General features: G+C 42.8%; 23 protein-coding genes. 13 read left to right on the forward strand and 10 right to left on the reverse strand.

Going from position 1 to position 22,957, the window contains the following annotated elements; all coding sequences use genetic code 11:
• The first annotated feature begins 85 nt into the window (after positions 1 to 85).
• The 6 genes from HMPREF0023_RS10620 (at position 86) to HMPREF0023_RS10645 (ending at position 7,763) form a co-directional block, all read left to right on the forward strand.
• Entirely contained in the window at positions 86 to 1,186 is a 1,101-nt protein-coding gene (locus tag HMPREF0023_RS10620) for an efflux RND transporter periplasmic adaptor subunit (RefSeq protein ID WP_008942076.1), read from the forward strand.
• A 2-nt stretch (positions 1,187 to 1,188) separates the two neighbouring features.
• Positions 1,189 to 4,317, forward strand: a complete 3,129-nt coding sequence (locus tag HMPREF0023_RS10625; RefSeq protein ID WP_008942077.1) for an efflux RND transporter permease subunit — start codon at positions 1,189 to 1,191, stop codon at positions 4,315 to 4,317.
• A gap of 132 nt (positions 4,318 to 4,449) precedes the next feature.
• Complete coding sequence (locus HMPREF0023_RS10630) at positions 4,450 to 4,827, forward strand: membrane protein (protein ID WP_017396438.1); 378 nt, start codon at positions 4,450 to 4,452, stop codon at positions 4,825 to 4,827.
• A gap of 147 nt (positions 4,828 to 4,974) precedes the next feature.
• Entirely contained in the window at positions 4,975 to 6,090 is a 1,116-nt protein-coding gene (gene dnaJ / locus HMPREF0023_RS10635; RefSeq protein WP_004637270.1) for a molecular chaperone DnaJ, read from the forward strand.
• A gap of 114 nt (positions 6,091 to 6,204) precedes the next feature.
• Positions 6,205 to 7,026 carry a 4-hydroxy-tetrahydrodipicolinate reductase gene (dapB, locus tag HMPREF0023_RS10640; RefSeq protein ID WP_008942079.1) on the forward strand — a complete coding sequence of 274 codons (822 nt, stop codon included), beginning with the start codon at positions 6,205 to 6,207 and terminating at the stop codon, positions 7,024 to 7,026.
• Positions 7,027 to 7,115: 89 nt separating this feature from the next.
• On the forward strand, positions 7,116 to 7,763 hold the full coding sequence (locus HMPREF0023_RS10645; protein WP_017396437.1) for an START domain-containing protein: 648 nt from the start codon (positions 7,116 to 7,118) through the stop codon (positions 7,761 to 7,763).
• Between the two features lie 41 nt (positions 7,764 to 7,804).
• On the opposite strand, the gene HMPREF0023_RS10650 is transcribed toward HMPREF0023_RS10645, so the two are convergent.
• Together HMPREF0023_RS10650 and dkgB are read right to left on the reverse strand one after the other, a co-directional pair.
• Positions 7,805 to 8,992, reverse strand: coding sequence for an MFS transporter (locus HMPREF0023_RS10650; RefSeq protein WP_008942081.1), 1,188 nt, complete (start codon positions 8,990 to 8,992; stop codon positions 7,805 to 7,807).
• A gap of 1 nt (position 8,993) precedes the next feature.
• The gene (dkgB, locus tag HMPREF0023_RS10655; RefSeq protein WP_008942082.1) at positions 8,994 to 9,800 is read right to left on the reverse strand and encodes a 2,5-didehydrogluconate reductase DkgB; all 807 of its coding nucleotides are present in this window, start codon (positions 9,798 to 9,800) and stop codon (positions 8,994 to 8,996) included.
• A 129-nt stretch (positions 9,801 to 9,929) separates the two neighbouring features.
• On the opposite strand from dkgB, the gene HMPREF0023_RS10660 reads away from it, so the two are divergent.
• The gene (locus tag HMPREF0023_RS10660; RefSeq protein WP_008942083.1) at positions 9,930 to 10,832 is read left to right on the forward strand and encodes a LysR family transcriptional regulator; all 903 of its coding nucleotides are present in this window, start codon (positions 9,930 to 9,932) and stop codon (positions 10,830 to 10,832) included.
• On the opposite strand, the gene HMPREF0023_RS10665 is transcribed toward HMPREF0023_RS10660, so the two are convergent.
• On the reverse strand, positions 10,780 to 11,190 hold the full coding sequence (locus HMPREF0023_RS10665) for a hypothetical protein (protein WP_017396436.1): 411 nt from the start codon (positions 11,188 to 11,190) through the stop codon (positions 10,780 to 10,782). The two genes, HMPREF0023_RS10660 and HMPREF0023_RS10665, sit on opposite strands and share 53 nt — an antisense overlap.
• Before the next feature lie 89 nt (positions 11,191 to 11,279).
• On the opposite strand from HMPREF0023_RS10665, the gene HMPREF0023_RS10670 reads away from it, so the two are divergent.
• Entirely contained in the window at positions 11,280 to 12,707 is a 1,428-nt protein-coding gene (locus HMPREF0023_RS10670; protein WP_017396435.1) for a PLP-dependent aminotransferase family protein, read from the forward strand.
• Here HMPREF0023_RS10670 and ahr read toward each other — a convergent pair.
• From ahr to HMPREF0023_RS16330, 7 genes are all read right to left on the reverse strand, one after another.
• The gene (gene ahr / locus HMPREF0023_RS10675) at positions 12,704 to 13,729 is read right to left on the reverse strand and encodes an NADPH-dependent aldehyde reductase Ahr (protein WP_008942086.1); all 1,026 of its coding nucleotides are present in this window, start codon (positions 13,727 to 13,729) and stop codon (positions 12,704 to 12,706) included. The genes HMPREF0023_RS10670 and ahr overlap by 4 nt on opposite strands.
• A gap of 27 nt (positions 13,730 to 13,756) precedes the next feature.
• Complete coding sequence (locus HMPREF0023_RS10680) at positions 13,757 to 14,311, reverse strand: DNA-3-methyladenine glycosylase I (protein ID WP_008942087.1); 555 nt, start codon at positions 14,309 to 14,311, stop codon at positions 13,757 to 13,759.
• A gap of 26 nt (positions 14,312 to 14,337) precedes the next feature.
• The gene (locus HMPREF0023_RS10685; protein ID WP_008942088.1) at positions 14,338 to 14,583 is read right to left on the reverse strand and encodes a hypothetical protein; all 246 of its coding nucleotides are present in this window, start codon (positions 14,581 to 14,583) and stop codon (positions 14,338 to 14,340) included.
• Between the two features lie 9 nt (positions 14,584 to 14,592).
• Positions 14,593 to 15,129 carry a M23 family metallopeptidase gene (locus HMPREF0023_RS10690; RefSeq protein ID WP_005088803.1) on the reverse strand — a complete coding sequence of 179 codons (537 nt, stop codon included), beginning with the start codon at positions 15,127 to 15,129 and terminating at the stop codon, positions 14,593 to 14,595.
• Positions 15,130 to 15,204: 75 nt separating this feature from the next.
• Entirely contained in the window at positions 15,205 to 16,239 is a 1,035-nt protein-coding gene (gene mutY, locus HMPREF0023_RS10695; RefSeq protein ID WP_008942089.1) for an A/G-specific adenine glycosylase, read from the reverse strand.
• A gap of 213 nt (positions 16,240 to 16,452) precedes the next feature.
• Positions 16,453 to 17,190, reverse strand: coding sequence for a dienelactone hydrolase family protein (locus HMPREF0023_RS10700; RefSeq protein ID WP_008942091.1), 738 nt, complete (start codon positions 17,188 to 17,190; stop codon positions 16,453 to 16,455).
• Positions 17,191 to 17,351: 161 nt separating this feature from the next.
• Complete coding sequence (locus tag HMPREF0023_RS16330) at positions 17,352 to 17,510, reverse strand: DUF1328 domain-containing protein (protein ID WP_004637251.1); 159 nt, start codon at positions 17,508 to 17,510, stop codon at positions 17,352 to 17,354.
• Between the two features lie 188 nt (positions 17,511 to 17,698).
• On the opposite strand from HMPREF0023_RS16330, the gene HMPREF0023_RS10710 reads away from it, so the two are divergent.
• The 5 genes from HMPREF0023_RS10710 (at position 17,699) to yddG (ending at position 22,888) form a co-directional block, all read left to right on the forward strand.
• Positions 17,699 to 18,151, forward strand: coding sequence for a YcgN family cysteine cluster protein (locus HMPREF0023_RS10710; RefSeq protein ID WP_026056253.1), 453 nt, complete (start codon positions 17,699 to 17,701; stop codon positions 18,149 to 18,151).
• 114 nt (positions 18,152 to 18,265) lie between these two features.
• Positions 18,266 to 19,426, forward strand: a complete 1,161-nt coding sequence (locus tag HMPREF0023_RS10715; protein WP_008942093.1) for a PQQ-dependent sugar dehydrogenase — start codon at positions 18,266 to 18,268, stop codon at positions 19,424 to 19,426.
• A 25-nt stretch (positions 19,427 to 19,451) separates the two neighbouring features.
• Positions 19,452 to 20,639, forward strand: a complete 1,188-nt coding sequence (gene ampC / locus HMPREF0023_RS10720; protein WP_008942094.1) for a class C beta-lactamase — start codon at positions 19,452 to 19,454, stop codon at positions 20,637 to 20,639.
• Between the two features lie 84 nt (positions 20,640 to 20,723).
• Complete coding sequence (locus tag HMPREF0023_RS10725; protein ID WP_008942095.1) at positions 20,724 to 22,001, forward strand: replication-associated recombination protein A; 1,278 nt, start codon at positions 20,724 to 20,726, stop codon at positions 21,999 to 22,001.
• The gene (gene yddG / locus HMPREF0023_RS10730) at positions 22,001 to 22,888 is read left to right on the forward strand and encodes an aromatic amino acid DMT transporter YddG (RefSeq protein ID WP_008942096.1); all 888 of its coding nucleotides are present in this window, start codon (positions 22,001 to 22,003) and stop codon (positions 22,886 to 22,888) included. Before HMPREF0023_RS10725 ends, yddG begins: the two co-directional genes overlap by 1 nt.
• Positions 22,889 to 22,957: the final 69 nt, after the last annotated feature.

The raw sequence follows: 22,957 nt of genomic DNA on the forward strand, positions 1-22,957 counted from the left end.
AATTAAAAATTAAACAATTTATGATGGTAACTGTCAATAAACTTATTGTGCCTTAAAAAATCTATTTGAATAAGAGCGAAAAAAGATGAATTTGCTAAATCATGTCATTGTGGGGTTGCTCGTACTCAGCAGTGTCACTTTATCAGCATGCCAAAAAGAGCTTCCTAAAACCGAGGAAATTCCTTATGTCATGGTGACGCAACCGAGTCGTAATCACACAGATCAAAAAAGTTATGCAGGTGATGTACAAGCAAGACAGCAAACTGCTTTGGCGTTTCGTGTCGGGGGACAGGTGACGGAGCGGTATGTTGAGGTGGGTGATCGAGTCAATGTTGGGCAAGTCTTGGCTAAACTTGATGTAAAAGATGCTCAATTGCAAATGAATGCAGCGAAGGCACAATTACAAAGTGCTGAGGCCGCAGCCAAAATTGCTACGGAAGAATACCAACGATATCAGCAATTGTTACCTGTCAATGCGGTGAGCCGTTCACAGTTTGATGCCGTGAAAAATCAATATGAATCTGCTCAAGCAAATCTGCAGCAAGCACGTTCTAACTACCAAGTTTCTGCAAATCAAACTGGTTATAATCAACTGATCTCCAATAAGAAAGGGGTGATTACTCAGCGTCAAATTGAGGTTGGACAAGTGGTGGCTGCGGGACAAGCAGCATATCAATTGGCAATTGATGGCGAACGAGAAGTTGTCTTTGGCGTGCCTGAGCAAGCGGTCAGTGCAATCAAAGTTGGGCAACCTGCATGGGTAACTTTATGGTCACAACCCGATGCTCGTTTTGCTGCAAAGGTGCGTGAAGTATCACCAGCAGCAGATCAATCCCGTACTTTCACCGTCAAAGTTTCCTTGCTCGAAGGTCAGTCCAGTATCCAGTTAGGTCAAAGTGCTCGCGTATTCTTTGTATCGAATGAAAATGATGTATTGAGTGTACCTTTATCGAGTGTTACCGCGACAGATCAACAGGCCTATGTCTGGGTGGTCAATACGGATAAAACATTACGTAAAGTTCCTGTGACTTTAGGTGCTTATGCACGTGACAGGGTGCCCGTTATTTCTGGTTTGAAGGCAACCGATTGGGTTGTCGTTGGAGGGGTACATTTGTTACGTGAGCAACAAAAAATCCATCCAATCGACCGTGAAAATCGTGAAGTTCTTGTTAAAACGGGAGGTTAAGCATGAAATTTAACCTTTCAGAGTGGGCACTCAACAATAAAGGTATTGTGCTCTACTTCATGTTGATATTGGGCATTATTGGCATAATGTCTTATTCAAAACTCTCTCAAAGTGAAGATCCACCATTCACGTTTAAAGTGATGGTGGTGCAAACCTTCTGGCCAGGGGCAACCGCAAAAGAAGTTTCGACGCTGGTTACAGATCGAATCGAAAAAGAGCTGATGACCACAGGTCAATATGACCGCATTATGGCGTACTCACGTCCAGGAGAGTCATTGGTCACCTTTGTGGCAAAAGACTCTTTGCCATCAAAACAAATTCCTGACGTTTGGTATAACGTCCGTAAAAAGGTTAATGATATTCGCGCTGAGTTGCCAAATGGGGTGCAAGGACCATTTTTCAATGATGAGTTCGGCGATACGTTTGGCAATATTTATGTGCTGACAGGCAAGGATTTTGACTATGCGGTGATGAAAGAATATGCCGATCGTTTGCAATTACAACTGCAACGCGTCAAAGATGTGAGCAAAGTCAACTTAGTCGGCTTGCAAGATCAAAAGATTTGGATTGAGCTGTCAAATACTAAGGCAGTGCAGCTGGGGGTTCCAGTTACCGCCATACAAGAAGCGATACAAAAACAAAATGACATGGCCAGTGCGGGTTTCTTTGAAACAGGCACAGATCGTATTCAGATTCGTGTCAGTGGGCATCTACATAGTGTGGATGAGCTTAGAAAAATGCCGTTGTTGGTCGGGGACAAAACCATTCAATTGGGTGATGTCGCCGAGGTATATCGTGGTTTTAGCGAGCCTGCCCAGCCACGTATGCGCTTTATGGGTGAAAATGGGATCGGTATTGCTGTCTCGATGCGTAAAGGCGGAGACATTATTGCTCTGGGCAAAAACCTTGAAACCGAATTTACCCGCCTACAAAAAAGTTTACCCCTCGGGATGAAACTGCAAAAAGTCTCTGATCAACCTGTCGCAGTAAAACGCAGTATCCAAGAGTTTTTAAAAGTATTGGCCGAAGCCGTAATCATCGTGTTATTGGTGAGCTTTTTCTCTTTGGGTTTTCGCACTGGACTGGTGGTGGCGTTGTCAATTCCGCTGGTGTTGGCCATGACATTTGCGGGCATGAGCCTATTTGATGTCGGGTTGCATAAGATCTCGCTAGGGGCGCTGATTCTCGCGCTTGGCTTGTTGGTCGATGATGCCATTATCGCCGTTGAAATGATGGCGATTAAGATGGAGCAGGGCTACAGCAGACTCAAAGCAGCGGGTTTTGCATGGCAGACCACCGCCTTTCCGATGCTAACGGGGACATTGATTACCGCAGCAGGTTTTTTACCGATTGCAACCGCACAATCGGGAACAGGTGAATATACCCGTTCGATTTTCCAAGTGGTGACGATTGCCTTAGTAGTGTCTTGGATTGCAGCGGTATTATTTGTACCGTACTTGGGTGAAAAATTATTACCTGATTTTAGCAAGCAACAGCAAAAGGCAGCATGGTATCTACGTTTGTGGGCACGATTACGTAAGCAGCCTGCACCAGTCGTACAGGCGCATGGTGCACATCATGATCCCTATCAAACCAAGTTTTATCAGTCTTTCCGTCGGGCTGTAGAAATCTGTATTACCTATCGCAAGACGGTCATTGCGACGACGGTTGGCATATTCGTACTTTCAGTAATGATGTTTAAGTTTGTGCCACAGCAATTCTTTCCACCCTCTAACCGCGCTGAAATTTTAGTGGATTTAAAACTTGAAGAAGGTGCATCTCTGACGGCGACTGAGCAAGCTGTACAAAAAGTAGAGCAGTTCTTGGCCAAGCAAGAGGGAATTGATAATTATGTGGCTTATGTGGGAACAGGCTCACCTCGTTTCTATTTGCCTTTAGATCAACAACTCCCGCAGGCGAGCTTTGCGCAATTTGTCGTTTTGGCTTCATCTTTGGATGATCGAGATGAAATTCGTCATTCCTTAGAGCAACAGATTAAGCAATTGCTGCCACAAGTGCGGACGCGTGTTTCATTGTTAGAAAATGGTCCACCTGTGGGGTATCCATTGCAATATCGAGTTTCAGGTGAGGATTTAGCAACCGTACGTCAATGGGCACAAAAAGTTGCACGAGTGGTGGGTGAGGACCCAAATACCACCAACGTGCATCTGGATTGGGGAGAGCCGAGTAAGATTATTGCAATCGAGATTGATCAAGATCGTGCGCGTCAGATGGGAGTGAGTAGTGTCGATTTGGCAAACTTCCTCAATGCTTCGGTGACTGGGGCTGTCATGAATCAGTATCGTGAGAAACGTGAATTGATTGAAATTCGTTTACGTGGTGATGAGACGGAACGTGCTGAAGTTGCCTCTTTAGCCAGTTTAGCCGTACCGACCAGCAAAGGGACGACGGTGCCCTTGGCGCAAATTGCCCAGATTGAATCACGTTTTGAGGAAGGTCTCATTTGGCATCGTAACCGTTTACCCACCATTACTGTGAGAGCAGATATCCGCACACAACTTCAACCAGCCACCGTGGTTCAACAATTGGCGGATCAGATGCAAACTTTGCGTGAGGATCTTCCAAGTGGTTATCTACTTGAAGTGGGCGGAACGGTTGAAGAGTCGGCACGAGGTCAGAGTTCTGTCAATGCCGGTATGCCATTATTCTTAGTCGTGGTGATGACGTTGTTAATGATCCAACTCCGTAGTATGTCTCGAGCAACGATTGTATTGCTGACAGCACCTCTGGGTTTAATCGGAGTTGTCGCGTTCTTATTATTGTTCAATAAACCTTTTGGTTTTGTGGCCATGCTAGGAACAATTGCGCTGTCTGGTATGATTATGCGTAACTCGCTGATTCTGATTGACCAAATTGAACAGGATATCCGAGCAGGACAAGCAGCTTGGGACGCAGTGATTGATGCAACTATGCGTCGTTTTCGTCCAATTGTGTTAACCGCACTTGCCGCAGTGTTAGCAATGATTCCGCTCTCCCGCAGTATTTTCTTCGGGCCGATGGCGGTGGCGATTATGGGGGGATTGATTGTTGCAACATTACTCACCTTATTTTTCCTTCCTGCACTCTATGCAACATGGTTTAAGGTTAAGAAAGCAACACCTAGCACATAATTTTTTTGCGAATAGAGGTGCGAAATATTGAAAATTTCAATATAGTAGCACCTATATTTTAATATTAAAAAATAATGGAATCCCATTGCATAGTCGATTTGGCAAAATGTGATGAATGAGGTGATATCAAGCATGGGGCAAGATAAGGTTGAGCAGCATCGCCGTTACGTGGCGATTTCTTACGTGTTCATGTTTCTTGCATTGTTTACAATCGTATTTGCGGCCTTCGCCTATGTATTAGCGCGAAAAGTTGCTGTTGTGGATGATGCAGAGGTATGGATTCATGCGCACGCACTCTGGATTATGCGTAATGTGCTGTTATTCATCATAATGGCTTTTTTTGCTGCTTTGTGGTTTATTCCATTGTTCTTCTTTGCATGGGACAGCACACTTTGGGTAACTGCCTTGACGGTTGCTGGTGTGATATTTAGTGCAATTGCATGGCTATTTTTACTCAATGCGTGGTTAAAAGGCATCGCTAAGTATTTTAGAAACAAGGCAGTTTTCTAAATTTATTGTTTTTTTATCGGAATTACCCTTGTAAATAGATAAGATCGTCCTTATTAAGGCTCTGTTGGCTTTTATAAATAAAATGCCAGCAGAGCCTATTTTATGTTTTTTAGATTTAAATACATTCCGTGAGGAGCATCGCCAACCATGGCTAAACGTGATTATTATGAGGTTTTAGGCGTTTCGAAAACCGCAAGTGATGATGAGATCAAGAAAGCCTATCGTAAGTTGGCGATGAAGTATCATCCAGATCGAAATCCTGACAACGCTGAAGCAGAAGAAAAATTCAAAGAAGCATCGGAAGCATACGAAGTACTTTCCGATAGCGAAAAGCGTAGTATGTACGATCGTGCTGGGCACAGTGCTTTTGAAGGCGGCTTTGGTGGCGGCGGTGGCTTCGGTGGCGGTTTTAGCGCAGAAGATATTTTTAGCCAGTTTGGTGATATTTTCGGTGGTGCTTTCGGTGGTGGCGGTCGTCAACAACAACGTCAACGTCGTGGTTCAGATCTCCGCTATGTGATGGAACTGACGCTCGAAGAAGCGGTAAAAGGGGTGAAAAAGACCATTACCTTTACTGCACCTGCACCATGCGAAACCTGTGATGGTAAAGGTTCGAAAAATCCAAATGACGTTGAAACCTGTCGTACATGTCACGGTACGGGTCAAATCCGTATGCAACAGGGTTTCTTCTCGGTTCAGCAAACTTGTAGTACTTGTCGTGGACAAGGAAAAATCATTAAGAACCCATGTAATACCTGTCATGGTTCAGGGGTAGCAGACCGTCAACAAACACTTGAAGTCACCATTCCAGCGGGTGTGGATAATGGAGATCGCGTACGCTTGACGGGTAAAGGTGAGGCGATTCGCGATGGTCAGTCTGGTGATTTATATGTAGAAGTTGTCGTGCGTGAACACGAAATCTTCCAGCGTGATGGTGCAGATCTTTATATGGATGTGCCTGTTAGTATTGCCGATGCTGCTTTAGGTAAAGAAATTGAAATTCCAACGCTTGAAGGGCGCGTCAGCTTGAAGATTCCTGAAGGTACGCAAACAGGTAAACTGTTCCGCCTACGTGGTAAAGGTGTCCGTCCAGTACGTAGTAGCATGGTTGGTGATTTACTATGTCGTATCGTTATTGAAACGCCTGTGAACTTAACCAGTCGTCAGCGTGAGTTATTAAAAGAATTACAAGCATCTTTGGATGGAGATGGTCATGCATCGTCGCCAAAGAAAAAATCATTCTTTGATCGCCTATTTGATTAATCGGCATCAACAAAAAAACCTGCTTCGGCAGGTTTTTTTATGGGAATTTTTTAGCGGAATGTGAGAGTTTTGCTATAGTAGCAGGATTGTTTAAATAAAAGACTGGGAAATATTATGTCAACTTCTCCACGCATTGGGATCTTGGGTGCAGGCGGACGCATGGGGCGTATTCTGATTCAAGCAGTACAACAGGCTGGCTATCAACTTGCCGCAGCAGTAGAGCGTCCTGAAAGCAGCTTGGTTGGTGCAGATGCGGGTGAGCTTGCAGGCATTGGCAACATCGGTGTCAAAGTTGTGGGAAGTTTGAGTGAAGTGCTGAAAGACTGTGATGTGGTGATTGACTTTACTGCACCTGTTGCGACTGAACAGCATTTAAAGCTTTGTCGTGAAGCCGGTGTGGCGATGGTGATTGGGACCACAGGCATGTCGGATGAGCAAAAGGCATTTTTAGATGAAACTGCAACACATACCCCAGTCGTATATGCTGCAAATTATTCAGTTGGTATAAATGTATCAATTAAATTACTTGAGTTGGCTGCAAAGGTATTCGGTGATACGGTTGATATCGAAATTATTGAAGCCCACCACCGTCACAAAGTAGATGCACCATCAGGCACAGCCTTTATGATGGGTGAGGCGATTGCCGATACTTTAGGTCGTAACTTAAAAGAAGTAGCGGTTTATGGCCGTGAAGGTTATACAGGACCTCGTGATCGTCAAACGATTGGCTTTGAAACCATTCGTGGTGGTGATATCGTGGGTGAGCATACGGTGATGTTTATTGGCGAGGGTGAGCGTGTTGAAGTGACACACAAAGCTACAAATCGTATGAACTTTGCTTCAGGTGCGGTACGTGCTGCTGCATGGGTAGTAGGACGTAAAGCTCAAAAATATGATATGAAGGATGTTTTGGGTTTTAATGAAATTGAAGTATAAAACCTTAAATATTACGTGATAAAAGAGCTTGTAATGTCGATCTTTAGGCGATACAAGCTCGAGTAATGATGAAAAGAATTGAGCATGACATGAAAAAAAAATATATCGTTCTTGCTGCGTTACTTAGTACCGCGAGTCTAGTCGCCAGTGCTGCAACAGCGCCTAAACTCAGTTTACACCGTAATGACATTAAAGTTTGGACCTATCAAACAGAAAATAATCCAGTCATTCAATACAAAGCAGAAACCACTTTTGATGTGCCATTAGAACGTGCTGTGGCTGTGGTATTGGATGTTGAACGCACACCACAATGGGTACCCTACGTAGGCAAAGCGCAATTGTTATCACGAGACGATCAAAAAGGTGAGTTCATCTTATATATGGTTTTGGATTTTCCATTTCCGCTAAAAGATCGTGATGTGGTGATTAAAGGAAAAATGAATAAGAATGCGGATGGCAGTATTAGTATCAAAAATCAGGCAATTAAGCATGATTATCCAGTGCAACCCGATATTATTCGTTTGAGTCGTTATGAAGGGGATTGGATTTTCCAAAAAGTGGCTGACAACAAAGTGAAAGTTTCAACCCGTGGTTATGCTGATCCAGCAGGTGCAATTCCATTAAGTTTTGTGAATATGTTTGTACAACAGCAGCCTTATCAGATGCTGATGAAAATGAAAAAAGAAGTACAAAACCCTTTATATAAGCAACCGACATTACCGGATTTGCTAAAATAATCATAATAAAAAGCCTGATTTTACATCAGGCTTTTACTCGTTTAAGTTTGAGAACACTGTTGATACCGCGTATTTTTTTTAGTGGCTAATTTTATTTGGATGAAAACTAAAACTAATCCAATCGCAGCTAGCACTGCTCCAATCATTGAAACTGCAGCATAATTTAAACCCAAACTTAAGACGGCACCTCCTGCTGCTGCACCGATGGCGTTGCCCAAGTTAAATGCGCCGATATTGACTGAGGAAGCGAGTCCAGAAGCCTCTCGTGCAACAGACATCACACGCATTTGAAGCGGTGGTACGATTGCAAAGGCTGCAGTACCCCAAAGTACTAAACCAATCGCTGCCCCTAACTGTGTTTGAGCCAAGATTGGGAAAATCACCATTAAGCCAATCAGTAATCCTAAGAATCCGATCAGCGTTTTATCCATCGATACATCTGCAAATTTTCCTCCAAAATGATTGCCAAGAGAGAAACCAATTCCAATCAAGACCAACATCATGGTGATAAAGCTCGGTGACGCATGGGTAAATTCGACCAAGCTCGGGGCAATGTAAGTGTAGAGGGTAAACATTGCTGAAGCCCCGAATACAGTGGTGAGCAGTGCTAATACCACAGGTAAACGGGTGAGGACTTTCAGTTCCATTTTTATATTGGGCTTTTGCCCGACCGAACCGACGGGTAGGGCTTTCCACAGCGCCAGCATGGTAATCAGACCGAGCGCTGAAATCGCAAGAAATGACATGCGCCAACCAATATTTTGTCCTACCCATGTGGCAAGTGGTACACCGCCGATATTTGCAATGGTCAGCCCCATAAACATGCTTGCAACCGCACTGGCTTGTTTATTTGCAGGAACGACACTTGCGGCAACCACTGATCCAATTCCAAAAAATGCACCGTGGTTCAAGCTGGTAATCAACCGCGCCCCCATTAAACTCATATAGCTGGGTGCAAAGGCTGCTATAAGATTTCCAATGGTAAAAATCGCCATCAACAGAATGAGTGCATTGCGGCGCGCATAGCCACCAAACCAGAGAGTCATGATAGGAGCGCATATCATGACACCTAATGCATAACCTGTGATGAGTAGACCTGCACTGGGGATGGATACCCCTAGATCGTTGGCAATATTAGGCAATAGTCCCATAGGGGAGAATTCGGTTGTACCTATTGCAAATGCACCAATCGCTAGCGCGAGCAAAGTAAAATGAACGTGACGGTTCATATTATTGATCCCATTCAGGTGCCCATTGTTCAGGATTGACTTCACGACCATTACGTTCAAGCTGAGCAATCAATTGCATTTCTTCAGAACTCAGCGTTAGATCTTGTGCTTTTAAGTTACTGATTAAATTTTCACGTTTGGTTGAAGAAGGGATCACGGCATAACCCTGCTGTAAAGCCCAAGCCAATGCAACTTGTGCGGTGGTTGCTTGATGTTGTGCTGCGATTTCAAGCAAGGTTGGATCATTCAGGACTTTGCCATAGGCAAGCGTCATGTAAGAAGTCACATCAATGTGTTGCTGAGTTAGATAATTCGCAAGCTTCAGATTTTGTAGATAAGGACTTAATTCAATTTGATTGGTCGCAATGTGTTCGGCACCAATGGTGTCAATCGCTTGCTGGGTTAAGGCAATATTAAAGTTCGAGATCCCTATTTGCTGAGTCAAACCTTGTTGTTTTGCTTCTAATAGCAACTGCATCACTGCTGGAATGGATACACCCAATTGTGGTGCGGGCCAGTGAATCAAGGTAAGGTCGACCGCATCAGTGCGAAGTTTCTGTAAGCTGTCTTTTAAGCTTGGGATCAATTTATCTTCTGCAAAGTGATCAACCCAAATTTTTGTGGTTAAAAATAAATCTTGGCGTGCAACACCACTTTCGGCAATCGCTTGTCCGACTGCAGCTTCATTCTCATAAATTTGTGCTGTATCAATTGCACGATAACCGACTTCCAACGCCGTTTTAACAGAATCAATCACCACTTGATCTTTAAGACGGAAAGTACCTAAACCAAACTGTGGGATATGCATGCTTCACCTCATCTTGTTGTGCTCGATTGAGCCTATTTTGTTGATGATGTGATTGTGCGACGATTATTGTTGCTAAAAAATAGATGAATTTGCAAAATATAGTTGACTCAATATCAATAATGATCCGCTATGAAATCAAGTATTGAAGAACTACTGGCTTTTATTACCATTGTCGATACAGGTTCTTTTGTTGCTGCAGCAGAGCGGTTAGGACAAACTGCATCCGGACTCAGTCGTTCGCTCAGTCGTTTAGAATCAAAATTAGATGTTACTTTACTCGAGCGTACGACGCGGAAATTAAAATTAACGCAGGAAGGTCAACAGTTTTTAAATCACGCGCGTAAAATTCTCAATGATCTCAACGCAGCCGAAGAAGCCTTACTTCGATCTGATCAGGATACGTCTGGCATCATTCGAGTAGATTCAGCCGTACCCTTTATCTTGCATGTGATTGCACCGTTAATGCAGTTATTTCATCAACGCTACCCAAATATCGAGATTGAGTTAAATAGTAATGATCAGGTGATTGATTTACTTGAACATAAAACCGATGTCGCGTTTCGTTTCGGTGAGTTGCATGATTCAAGTTTGCATGCCAAATTGGTGTGTCAAAGCCGTTTATATATCGTTGCTAGCCCTGCATACCTTGCTCAGCGTGGTACGCCACGACATCCGCAACAACTGGCGATGCATGATGTGATTGGTTTTACTCGTCCACTTTATATCAATAAATGGCCGATAAAAATCGATGGTGAATACTTTGTGGCGCAATCGAGTATTAAAGCGTCGAGTGGAGAAACGGTACGACAATTATGTTTACGTGGTTTAGGTATCGCCCGATTATCTGAGTTTGAAATCTGGAAAGATTTAGAAGAGGGTCGCTTGGTGGCTTTGTTTGAAGACCAAATCGAACATTCTTATCAACGCATCCATGCGGTTTATTATCAACAAGAACATTTACCCAAACGAGTCCGCCTATTTATCGAATTTTTGACTGAGCAACTTGAACAAGGTTTCTCGGTATGTCGTTAGTTGCATCGGGTAGTTGAACCTCTAAAACACGGACTTGTTTACCTGCTGCCTGAATGAGCGACACCATAATCTGTTGCTGTTCTAAAGTACACTCCAACTCAACGGTTGGCAAAAGCAGACCTGATAAAATCAGTCCATTTTCATTGGGTTTTTTATAGGTCAACTTGATTGTATGTTGCTGCCCTTGTGTTGGGTTTTGTTCAAGTTTCCAAAACTCATACATTTGTTGGTTTTGAGTGGTTAAATACCCCTCAGCAAGTCTTTTACAGATCTGTTGCTGTTGATAAACGGTCTGGTCGGTAAATTGGCAGCCAGTAAATAGGACGCTACATACTATAAATAAGAGTTTATTTTTCATTGCCTTATCCTCCTGTAGTTGATTTTTATAGCTTAATAGTGTTGTATAAACCAATACAGATACAGAAATTTTTAAAAAAGCAGTACAGAATGACTTTTCAATATCAGCGTCTCGCCGAACAGTTGGCACATAAGATTTATCACCATGAGCTGCAACCACAGCAGAAGCTCAGCTCTTTACGTGAGTTTGCACGTCAGCAAGAGATCAGTTTGAGTACGGCACAACAATGCTATGAGTTGTTGGAAGCAAAAGGGCTGATTTATGTCAAAGCCAAGTCAGGTTATTTTGTTAGCTCTAGACAGTATCAAAGTCCTGCTCCTGACAGTCCTCAGTTTGAATCGATGCCACGACAAGTTTCCAATTTTGATCTACAAAATCAGATTCAAACTGCCTCCATTCAAAGCCATTTGACACCACTCGGGGCAATACAACTTTCACCTCATCTCATTCCTGTTGATGGGTTGCGCCGTTCTTTGCAACGGGCGTTGAAGCATTGCCAGCCTGAAGATTTTCTGTATTGCAATAAACAAGGGCATCACGTGTTGAGACAGGCGCTTGCGGATCATTGGCGTGAGGATGGGATTTATATTGCGGCAGAGGATATTTTTATTAGCAATGGCTGTTTGCCTGCGATTTCGCTACTGATCCAGCAAATGAGCAAAGAGGGCGATAGTATTCTGATTCCGACCCCGACCTTTAATGGTCAGCTACAAATGCTGGCCAGTTTAAAACGTAAAATTATTGAAATCCCCGCAGACCATCAGGGAATAGATCTGGAACGCTTAGAGCATTTTATGCAGCAGGGCAGTGCCAAACTGTGTTTATTGACGGCAAACTATCAAAATCCGTTAGGATATTGTCTCAGTAACCAGCAGAAACAACGGATTGCTGAACTGGCGCAGCAGTATCAATGTTTCATTATTGAAGATGATATTTATGCGGAGTGTAGTTTCCAGAAGGAACGCCCATTACCGATTCGTTATTGGGATCAACAGGGCTATGTGGTCTGGTGTGCATCAGTTTCAAAGTCATTATCCAGTGCTTATCGAGTTGGTTGGTTCTGTTTGGGGCAACAACTTGAATCCTTACGCCCCCAATTATTGGCAAATAACGTTGGTGTGAATACGCCTTTACAGCTTGGTTTGGCTGATTTTATCTATAGTCGTGGTTATAGAGAACATTTAGATCAATTAAGACCCAAGCTCATGCAGCAGGTGGAACAGTATCGTGCCTGTATTTTAGAAACTTTTCAGGGGATTCCGATTGCATTAAGTCAATCACAAGGAGGCTATGCTTTATGGATGCAGCTGCCTGACACGATTACAGGGCTTGATCTATATTATCTCGCACAAGCTAAAGGTATCAATATTGTACCGGGTGAAGTATTTGGTGAAGATCAGCGCTATCGGCATTTTATCCGTTTAAATGCGGGGCATGCTTTTACACAAGAAATCCGCCAAGCGATTCAGCAATTGGCGGATTGGGTAAAACAGAGCTTAGACTCGTCTTCAGCCTAATCAAAATCAGCTTTGAGAACAATCCGATAGCGGGCTTGACCAGAATGAAGTCGCTCAATGGCTTCATTAAGTTGTGACATAGGATATAGTTCAATTTGTGGTGCAATATTTTTACGTGCAGCAAACTTTAAAAGCTGACGTAATGCCAAAGGAGAACCTGTTGGAGAGCCTGTGACAGATTTGGCACCATCAATGAGCGCACCGACTGAAACAGGAACTGGCTCTAAAGTAAGACCTAAGAAATGGAGACTGCCATGGGGTGCAAGGGTACTCAAATAGGCTTGCCAATTCAGTGTGACATTGACCGTACTTAATAATAAATCAAACTTACCACGTTGTGCTTTAATCGCTTGAGCATCACGACTATTCACGACATGATCTGCGCCCATTGCTTTAAGTTCGTCCGTTTTTTCTGGATTAGAACTAAACGCGGTGATTTCACAACCCCAAGCTTTGAGCAGTTTAATTGCGATATGACCTAAGCCACCAATACCGATCACACCGACATGATGTGTGGCTTGGATTTTATGTTTAAGTAATGGATCAAACACGGTAATCCCACCACAAAGGAGTGGACCCGCACTTTCAGGCGCTAAATCATCGGGTAGAGGAATAACCCATTGCCAACCAGCCCGTACTTTTTCTGCAAAGCCCCCCGCATGACCCACGATGGTTGCCACGTTTTCACCTGTACAGAGCACCTGATTGCCTCCAATACACGGATCACATGCTTGGCAACTTTCAGCTGTCCAACCGATCCCAACACGTTGACCCAGTTTGAGCCCCTTTGCTTCCGTGCCGAGCGCCGTGATTGTGCCAATGATTTCGTGACCAGCAATGACAGGGTAGGTTGAAGAACGCCAATCATTGTTGATGACTGAAAGATCAGAATGACATAAACCACAGTATTCAACTTTGACTTCCACCTGATGGGCTTGTAATTCACCTGCATCAAATTGGTAAGGAACCAGCTGTTCACCTGCTTGCATCGCTGCATAAGCGCGAATTTGATTATTGCTCATGAAAGGACTCCTTTGGAGGGGATCGTTTTATTTAAAATGACAATGGTTTTCATGGTCATTGACCATACCTACCGCTTGCATGAAGGCATAGCAGGTGGTTGGCCCAACAAATTTGAAACCACGCTTTTTTAGTGTTTTGGAAAGTATTTGACTGATTTCTGTTTGAGCAGGTGCTTCACGATAATGCATCACATCGTTGTTTGGTGCTTGATGATTGACGAAGTTCCAAAACCAAGCGGAAACATCTTGAACTTCATCTTTGAGTTTTTGCCATGCGATCGCATTGTCTCGAATGGCTTTGAGTTTACCGATATGACGGATTAATCCTGAATCATTGAGCTTATTTTCTAGTTGATCATCGGTGAGTGCTGCGATGTGTGCAACTGGATATTGAAAAAAATGGGTACGATAACATTCACGTTTTTTTAGAACAGTAATCCATGATAAGCCAGCTTGTTGACCTTCAAGGCAAAGCATTTCAAATAAACGTGCTTCATCATGTTCAGCCTTGCCCCATTCTTCATCATGGTAAGCTATATACAAAGGGTCGTTAGAGCACCAACCACAGCGTTGAATCGTCATATCTGTTGCTCCTGATACTGTGAATTTTAGAGTTTGAATTCAACCCACTCATCACTATGATTATCCCAATAATACAGTGTGGCACTATCCAAATCATTAAACTTTAGCCAAAAGTCTTTACCTGATTTATCTGCAAAACCTGTACTGATTAGCAGTGCATCTTCGGTAATCTCCATGATCCAGCCTTGATAACTGGTTCCATTGAGAATGATTTTTTGTTGATTCCCTGACTCTGCAAATTCAACCAGTCGTTCGATCAATGCTTCTGACATTGTGTGTTCCTAACGTAAATAAGGGAATGGATTGACTGCGCCACGCCCTTTGCCATTTAAATAAATACCATAGTGTAGATGTGGAGCTGTATGGCGTGCATTGCCTGTATTTCCCACATATCCAATGTGCTCGCCTTTGCGAACATAATCACCGACATTGAGCCCACGTTTATGACGATCTAGATGTGCATAGTAGTGCCATGATCCTGATGGCCCCAAAATCCAGACCACTTTTCCACCCAGATTGTTGTTGCGTAAGTCTGCGACGAGCCCGTCAGTTGCACTATACACCTTCGTTCCTCGTGCTGCCATGATGTCAATTCCTTCGTGACGACGACCTTGGCTACGAGCAGCTCCCCACGTGTCGCTCAACGCACTTCGACTGATACCTTTGACCGGTATTGGTAATCGGCTATCGAGGCGCATATTTTGTAGTTTGTTGACTTGGGTATTTGGTAGCGGTGTTGGTTTTTGAGGTGTGCTGGCACATGCTGAGAGTAAGATCGTCAATACACCGAGAAGGGCATAGCGGATTGAATGATGCATACTGGCTCCTTGCATTTTTATAGAAAGTTGGAACGACTAAACACAGCGCTAACACTCATAATGACTTAATCTTATTTAGGCATCTGCGGCCTTGATCATTTTCTTCATTGCAGTAGGGATCCCTTTGGCTATGGCTTGATCTGGGCTAAGCCAGTGTCCATTCAACTCAATACTGAGTTGTTCTTTTTGATCATGTTCCACGTGGAACACTTTTCCTTCTAGCAACCATGTAAAGTGGGTAAAGCTATGGCTAATCTGCAATGATGATACTTGAGCTTGTAGTTTAAAGTGTTGCTCAATCTGTTGTAATTCGGTTGCTTGCTCAATAATAGGTAGGCAGTATAATCCTCCCCACAAACCTTGTGCTTCTCTTTGCTGCCATAGCCATTGATCACCTGATTGTATGAGCAAAACATGGGCTGTTTTAATCGGAACAGGCTTTTTAGCTTTCTTAAATGGAAGCTCTTGTTCTAATCCTTGTTGATAGGCCTGACAGTGTTGTTGCATTGGACAATATAAACATAATGGTTTTTTGGGCGTGCAAACAGTCGCACCTAAATCCATGATGGCTTGTGTGTAGTCATGATTGCGTTGTTGAGGGCATAGATCCTCTGCAATTTGCCATAAAGCACGTTCATGTTGTGGTTTAGATAGATCATCTTCAATCGCAAAAAAACGTGCTAAAACACGTTTCACGTTGCCATCCATAATGACGCCATATTGACGTAAGCCGAGTGACATCAGTGCGCCAGCTGTGGAACGTCCAATTCCTGGAAGTTCAATCCATTGTTCTAATATTTCAGGGAATTTGCCTCGCTGACTGACGATACCTGCTGCTTTATGTAGGTTTCTTGCTCTTGCGTAATACCCAAGTCCTGCCCAATAAGGTGCAACGTCATCCCAACTGGCTTGTCCTAAGTCTTGTACGGTAGGAAAGCGTTCGATAAAACGATCAAAATATTGCAATACCGTTTTGACTTGTGTCTGCTGCAACATGATTTCTGATACCCAGACTTTATAAGGATCATCTGCAATTTGCCAAGGCAGATCATGACGACCATGTTGGTCGTACCAAGCGAGCAGTGCATCAGAAAATGAAAAATCAGACATGAATCAGAACAATCAAAAGCAGAGGGCTAGTATAGCGGAAAAGCAGAGAGGAGTTGGTGCATACAAACAAATTTGTTATTCAATCCTTACTCATATTTGCTTGTGCAAAGGCGGCATCCTTGTCGCCTTGCACTAGTCGAAATTGTTCGGAATTAAACAAACGAGATATTCATTTAATTCCATATTTATGGATTTTCGAGATAGTTTTTTTAATCACTTTAAATGCTTATCTAACAACTCATACATGGCTTCAAGACCTTGGCGTTCTGCTTCTGCATTATAACCGAGGTCAACATTATTCGCCTTCGCACGTTCATCCGCGAGAGGATTGCTGAATCCATGTTTAGCATCTTCGAAAATGATGACTTCATGGCTGACCTCAGCATCATGCATTTCTTGACGGAAACTCGCGACGTTATCTAAGGTGACCATGCTATCAAGCTCACCATGTAAAACTAAAATTTCAGCTTTGATCTGATCTTTTTGTGCTGGTGTACTTGTTGCTAATACGGCATGGAAGGTGGCAACTGCTTTGATATCTGCACCAGAGCGAGCTAAATCAAGTACAACCTTACCACCATAGCAAAAGCCAATAGCTGCTAGTTTTTCGGCATTGACTTCGGGTTGAGCTGCTAAGGTTGCTAACCCTGCTTTCGCACGATTGACAATCGTATCTGGTTGTTCAAAGGTCTGATTCATCCACTCTGAGGCTTGCGGTACAGCAGTGGTGACTTTTTTATCACCATACATATCGATTGCTAAGGCAGAAAAACCATGTTCTGCAAGCTCACGTGCGCGTTGTTCAGTATATTCGTTACGACCCCACCATTCAGGTGCAACAATGACACCTGCAATCGGCTGATCTGTATGTGGTGTTGCAAAATAACCAATTAAGCGTTGACCATCTGGAGCGGTATATTCAATTTCACGAGTTATAATTTGAGAGCTCATTTTAAAGTCCTAGTCTTTTTTTAAAACGTATCGATTAAAACATAAAATATTGTAATTGATGGCATCTTAAAACAACAAAAATGAGTCTCTTGGTAACTGGATTTTTAGTGAAAAAAAAGAAGAATCTTTCGATTCTTCTTTTGATTGCAGGATGAATAAACTTAAACCTTACCGCGAGATAAAAAACCCACCACTGCTAGGATTGCTGCGATAATCAACAAGATAACGGCAAAGTCTTTGGATAAACCTGCAACACCACCAAAGCCAAGTAAACTCGCAATTAATGCAATCACAGCAAAAATAATTGCCCAACGGAACATGTTGTATTCTCCTATTTTTAGTTATTTCTCTATCTATCCTATTGTATATTTTTTAATCCTTATATTGTTTTTCTGTGGTGCTAATGTTCGATCACGCGCTGTTCAATAGGTGAAATGTGTTGTTTAAATAAAGAATGTGACACAAAAATGCTATAATGGATTGCTCGTTTGAAATTGAAAACATCATGATGTCCACTGTGCTACGCCCCAACTTTTGGAAACAATATTCGCTTGATCAGCTCAATCAAGCGGAATGGGAAGCTTTGTGTGATGGTTGTGGATTGTGCTGTCTCATTAAACTGGAAGATGAAGATACAGCTGAGGTGGCATACACTAAGGTGGCATGTAAGTTATTAGATTGTAAAACAGCTCAATGCTCAGATTATGCTAATCGGCAACAACAAGTTCCTGATTGTATCCAACTCACCTTTGAACAATTACAAAATATTTCATGGTTGCCATCAAGTTGTGCCTATCGTCGTTTAAGCGAGGGTAAAAATCTACCCTCATGGCATTATTTGGTGACAGGCTCACGCAAAAGTGTGATCAATGCGAAAAAATCAGTCGCAGGTCGTTGTATTTCAGAAACTGAAATCGATGAAGAGCAAATCGAAGAATATATTGTGCGCTGGGTTCGTTAGTGGTGTTGATCATTTGTAGTTGAATGGGCACGTATAATAAAAACAACACTTTTATAGCAGTTTTTCAGATAAATCCCCGTACTATGAGAAAAGACAATAAGAGGGAGAAAAGGAATGATCAAGCACATCGTCACCCCACTTTTATGTAGTGGTTTTATATTTTTACAAGCCTGCGGTACAAACAATAGCAATCCTAAAACCACAGATCAAAGTACAGCGCAACATAGCAGACAAGCGAGTCTTCAGACTTACCATATAGAAAACATTGCACAATTTAATGAACCTTGGGCAATCACATCATTACCTGATCAACGCTTGCTCATTACAGAACGCAGAGGTCAGTTAAAGATATTCGATCCTAAGACCAAACAAAGCTTGAGTATCGAGGGGATCCCTGCGGTTAGTTATGGGGGACAAGGTGGTTTAGGAGATGTGATTCTGCACCCTGATTTTCCGAATAATCACTGGATTTATCTGAGTTATGCTGTAAAAGGACAAGGAGGCTATGGAGCTGTTATTTCACGCGCCAAACTCGATTTGTCCAGTGCCACACAACCTAAACTCACGGATGTAAAGGTGATCTGGCAACAAGTTCCAAAGGTATCAGGACAAGGGCACTATGGACATCGCATGGTATTTGGTGCAGATGGAAAACTATGGGTAAGCTCAGGGGAGAGACAAAAATTTGATCCAGCCCAAGATATGAAGAGCAATCTGGGTAAAGTATTGCGACTAAATGAAGATGGTACGCCTGCTGAGGGAAATCCATTTAGTCAACAAGGTGGAGTAAGCGCTGAAATTTGGTCATTAGGACATCGTAATCCGCTTGGCATCGCATTTGATACCCAAGGACAACTTTGGGTCGTTGAAATGGGCCCAGAGGGTGGTGATGAGCTAAATCTGATTGTCAAAGGTGCAAATTACGGTTATCCAATTGTTTCAAATGGCAATCACTATTCAGGCCTGCCGATCCCAGACCATAGCACCCGACCCGAGTTTAAAGCGCCTGAAATTGATTGGACTCCAGTAATCTCACCTTCAAGCATGATTGTTTATACAGGTGATCAATTTCCGCTATGGCGACAAAAGGCTCTGATTGGAGGTTTATCATCTAAATCTATTGTTGTGGTAGATCTCAATACACAGCCTGTTAAAGAAGTGCAACGTTTAGATATGAAACAACGAATCCGTGGTCTACATCAGGCTCAAGATGGATCGATTTGGGTCATTGAAGATGGACCACAGGCAAAACTACTTAAGCTCAATGCAAATTAAATCTTAACTTAAAGTGAAATGATGAATGACTAAGCCGAACGACTTTTCGAGAACTTTAAAAAAATTGCTGATGGCGGCAGGACTATTATCTTTTAGTTCAATACTTTGGGCTAAAAACCTGACTGAGCAACAGGTGAAAGCTGTGATTGATCAGCAATTTAAGCCTTTATTGACGCAATATAAAGTACCGGGAATGGCAGTAGCAGTGACCTTGAATGGTAAACACTATTTTGTCAATTATGGGCTAGCCTCTAAACAAAGCCAGCAAGCTGTGAGCAATAAGACCTTATTTGAACTTGGCTCGGTGAGTAAGGTCTTCAATGCGACTTTGGCAGGCTATGCGCAGGCACAAGGGCAGTTGTCATTCTCTGATCATCCAGCGCAGTATTTTCCTGAACTTAAAAATACAGCCGTAAATCAAGCGACATTATTGAATTTAGGCACATACAACGCTGGAGGCTTCCCGCTGCAATTTCCTGATCATGTCGTGAAACAGCAGGATATGATTCGATATTTTCAAGAATGGCAATCAAAAACAAAAATCGGTGCTGCACGTCAATATTCCAATCCGAGTATTGGTTTGATGGGTTATGTGACTGCTTTAGCCATGAAAAAACCTTATGTAGAATTGATCGAGCAAACGCTTTTTCCTCAATTGGGCATGACGCAAAGTTTTATCAATGTACCTAAGCCATATATGTCGCAATATGCATGGGGGTACAAAGCTGATCAAGCCATGCGTGTATCACCAGGTATGTTTGATGCAGAAGCATATGGTGTGAAAAGTAGCAGTGCAGATATGTTGAAGTTTCTAGATGCGCAGATCAATGTGCAACAGTTGCAACAGCCTATCCGTAAAGCCATTGAACATACCCATGTGGGCTATTTTGAACTGGGTGCTATGACACAAGGTTTGGGTTGGGAGCAATATGCTTATCCTGTGAAATTAGAAACCTTGTTAGAAGGCAATTCGAGCAAAATGGCACTGGAAAGTCATGCGATTACTCCAATCAAACAACCGAAGATTGCTTCACCAGCAACCTATTTTAATAAAACAGGGGCGACCAATGGCTTTGGAGCGTATGCTGCTTTTATTCCACAGCAAAAAATCGGTATGGTGATGCTCGCCAATACCAATTTCCCGAATGAAGCACGTATTACCGCAACCTATCAAGCGATGCAGCAAATTCTCAAACAGAATGCAGCTCAATAGCCTGATCATTTGTTTTGCAGATTCAAATTGTAGATTTGTGTCAGACACAATAGACTAGGACAAAACAGCATAAAGCCAGTGATGATGTCAGATACGCATATTCCTTTACCTGAACGTTTACGCCCTCGTGATTTGTCTGAAATTATTGGACAAGATCATTTGCTGGGTGACAATGCACCTTTGCGTCAGATGATTGATCAAGGGCATTTGCCTTCGATTATCTTTTGGGGCCCACCAGGGGTAGGGAAAACCACGATCGCATTGTTATTGGCCCAAGCTGTGGATCGTCCATTCATTAGCTTATCTGCGCTCAATACAGGGGTGAAAGAGCTGCGTGAGGTGATTGCTGAAAGCGGTGATCTACTTACACCAGTGGTCTTCATTGATGAGATCCACCGTTTTAATAAATCGCAGCAAGACGCCTTACTCAATGCAGTTGAAAAAGGCAAAATCACGCTGATTGGGGCAACCACAGAAAATCCATCTTTTGAAGTTAATAGTGCATTACTGTCACGGTGTCAGGTCTATACATTGAATAGTTTGGATGCGGAAGCCATTCAAACCTTACTCAATAAAGCCATTCAAACGGATAAGTTTCTAAAAGAGCGTTTTATCCAGATTGAGGAATATGATGCACTGATTCAATTCGCTGCTGGAGATGCACGTAAGGCACTCAATCTGATTGATTTAATTGCCAGCACCTTTGAGGCAGATGTTGAAAATGTTGTCACCAATGCGATTGTGGTCAAAGTGGCTCAACAGAATATTGCCCGTTATGATAAATCGGGTGAGCAGCATTATGATTTGGTTTCAGCATTTATCAAATCGATCCGCGGTAGTGATCCAGACGCGACCCTGTACTGGATGGCACGTATGCTCAAAGGCGGCGAAGATCCTGTGTTTATCGCGCGTCGGATGTTGATTGCGGCATCGGAAGATATCGGCAACTCTAATCCAAATGCATTATTGTTAGCAGGTGAATGTTTCCGCTCGGTGCAAGCCGTAGGTATGCCTGAGGCGCGTATTATCTTGGGACAGTGTGCGGTTTATTTGGCAACCAGCCCAAAAAGTAACAGCACTTATTTAGCAATTAATCGTGCTTTAGAACTGGCAGAAAAAACAGCGAATTTACCTGTGCCATTACATTTACGTAATGCGCCAACCAAACTCATGAAGCAGCAGGGTTATGGCCTAGATTATTTGTATCCTCATAATTACCCTGAACATTTCGTGTTACAAGCGTATTTGCCGCCAGAACTACAAGGAACCAAGCTCTATGAGCGGGCTTTAAATAAGCGAGAGGTTGAGGCTGAACGCTTGCAGCAACGACGTTGGCAGCAAGAGCAACAACAGCAACAATAATGAACTCAAAAAAAGCCACACTCATTGGATTAGTTGCGATCTTGCTTTGGAGTTTGATCGTTGCGCTGATTAAAGATGTCAGTACTCACTTTGGTGCAGTAGGGGGGGCAGCGCTGATTTATACACTTGCATCAGTATTTTTATTGTTTTCTGTGGGCTGGGTTCAACTAAAAAGTTTTCCAAAGACGTATCTAATTTTGGGAAGTTTTTTATTTGTTGCCTATGAAATATGTTTATCACTTTCAATTGGATATAGCCAAAATAACAGGCAAGCGATTGAAGTGGGAATGGTGAACTATCTCTGGCCGACCTTTACCATGGTTGCTGCAATTTTGTTTAATCAGCAGAAAGCCAATGTCTTAATTATTCCTGGTTTTGCTATTTCTTTATTGGGGATTGGCTGGGTGCTGGGTGGCGAGCAAGGTTTTGATTTACCGAATATGTGGGGCAATATTCAAAGCAACCCACTGAGCTATGGTCTGGCCTTTGTTGGAACACTGTTATGGGCGGCTTATTGCACATTGACAGCCAGAATTGCACAGGGTGCGAATGGCATCACTTTGTTTTTTGTTCTGGTGGCAGTTGTACTTTGGATTAAGTATTTCTTGATGGGCGGAGGCGGATTAAATTTTGATTGGTCATCCTCTGTTTCATTGGTTATGGCAGCTGTGGCCATGGGTTTTGGTTATGCAGCTTGGAATGTCGGGATTTTACATGGCAATGTAACGTTATTGGCAGGTGCGTCTTATTTTATTCCTGTGTTTTCTGCGCTTTTTGCAGCATTTCTACTGAGTACACCATTAGAGTTATCCTTTTGGTATGGCGCATTTATGGTTTGTATAGGGTCAATTTTATGTTGGTTTTCAACAAGAACAAGGAAAGATTGATCTATATTTTAAAATGAAAAGACCCCTTTCAAATAGCCATAAAAAAACCAGCATTTGCTGGTTTTTTTA

This window comes from Acinetobacter sp. ATCC 27244 (assembly GCF_000156555.1).
Lineage (GTDB): Bacteria > Pseudomonadota > Gammaproteobacteria > Pseudomonadales > Moraxellaceae > Acinetobacter > Acinetobacter haemolyticus.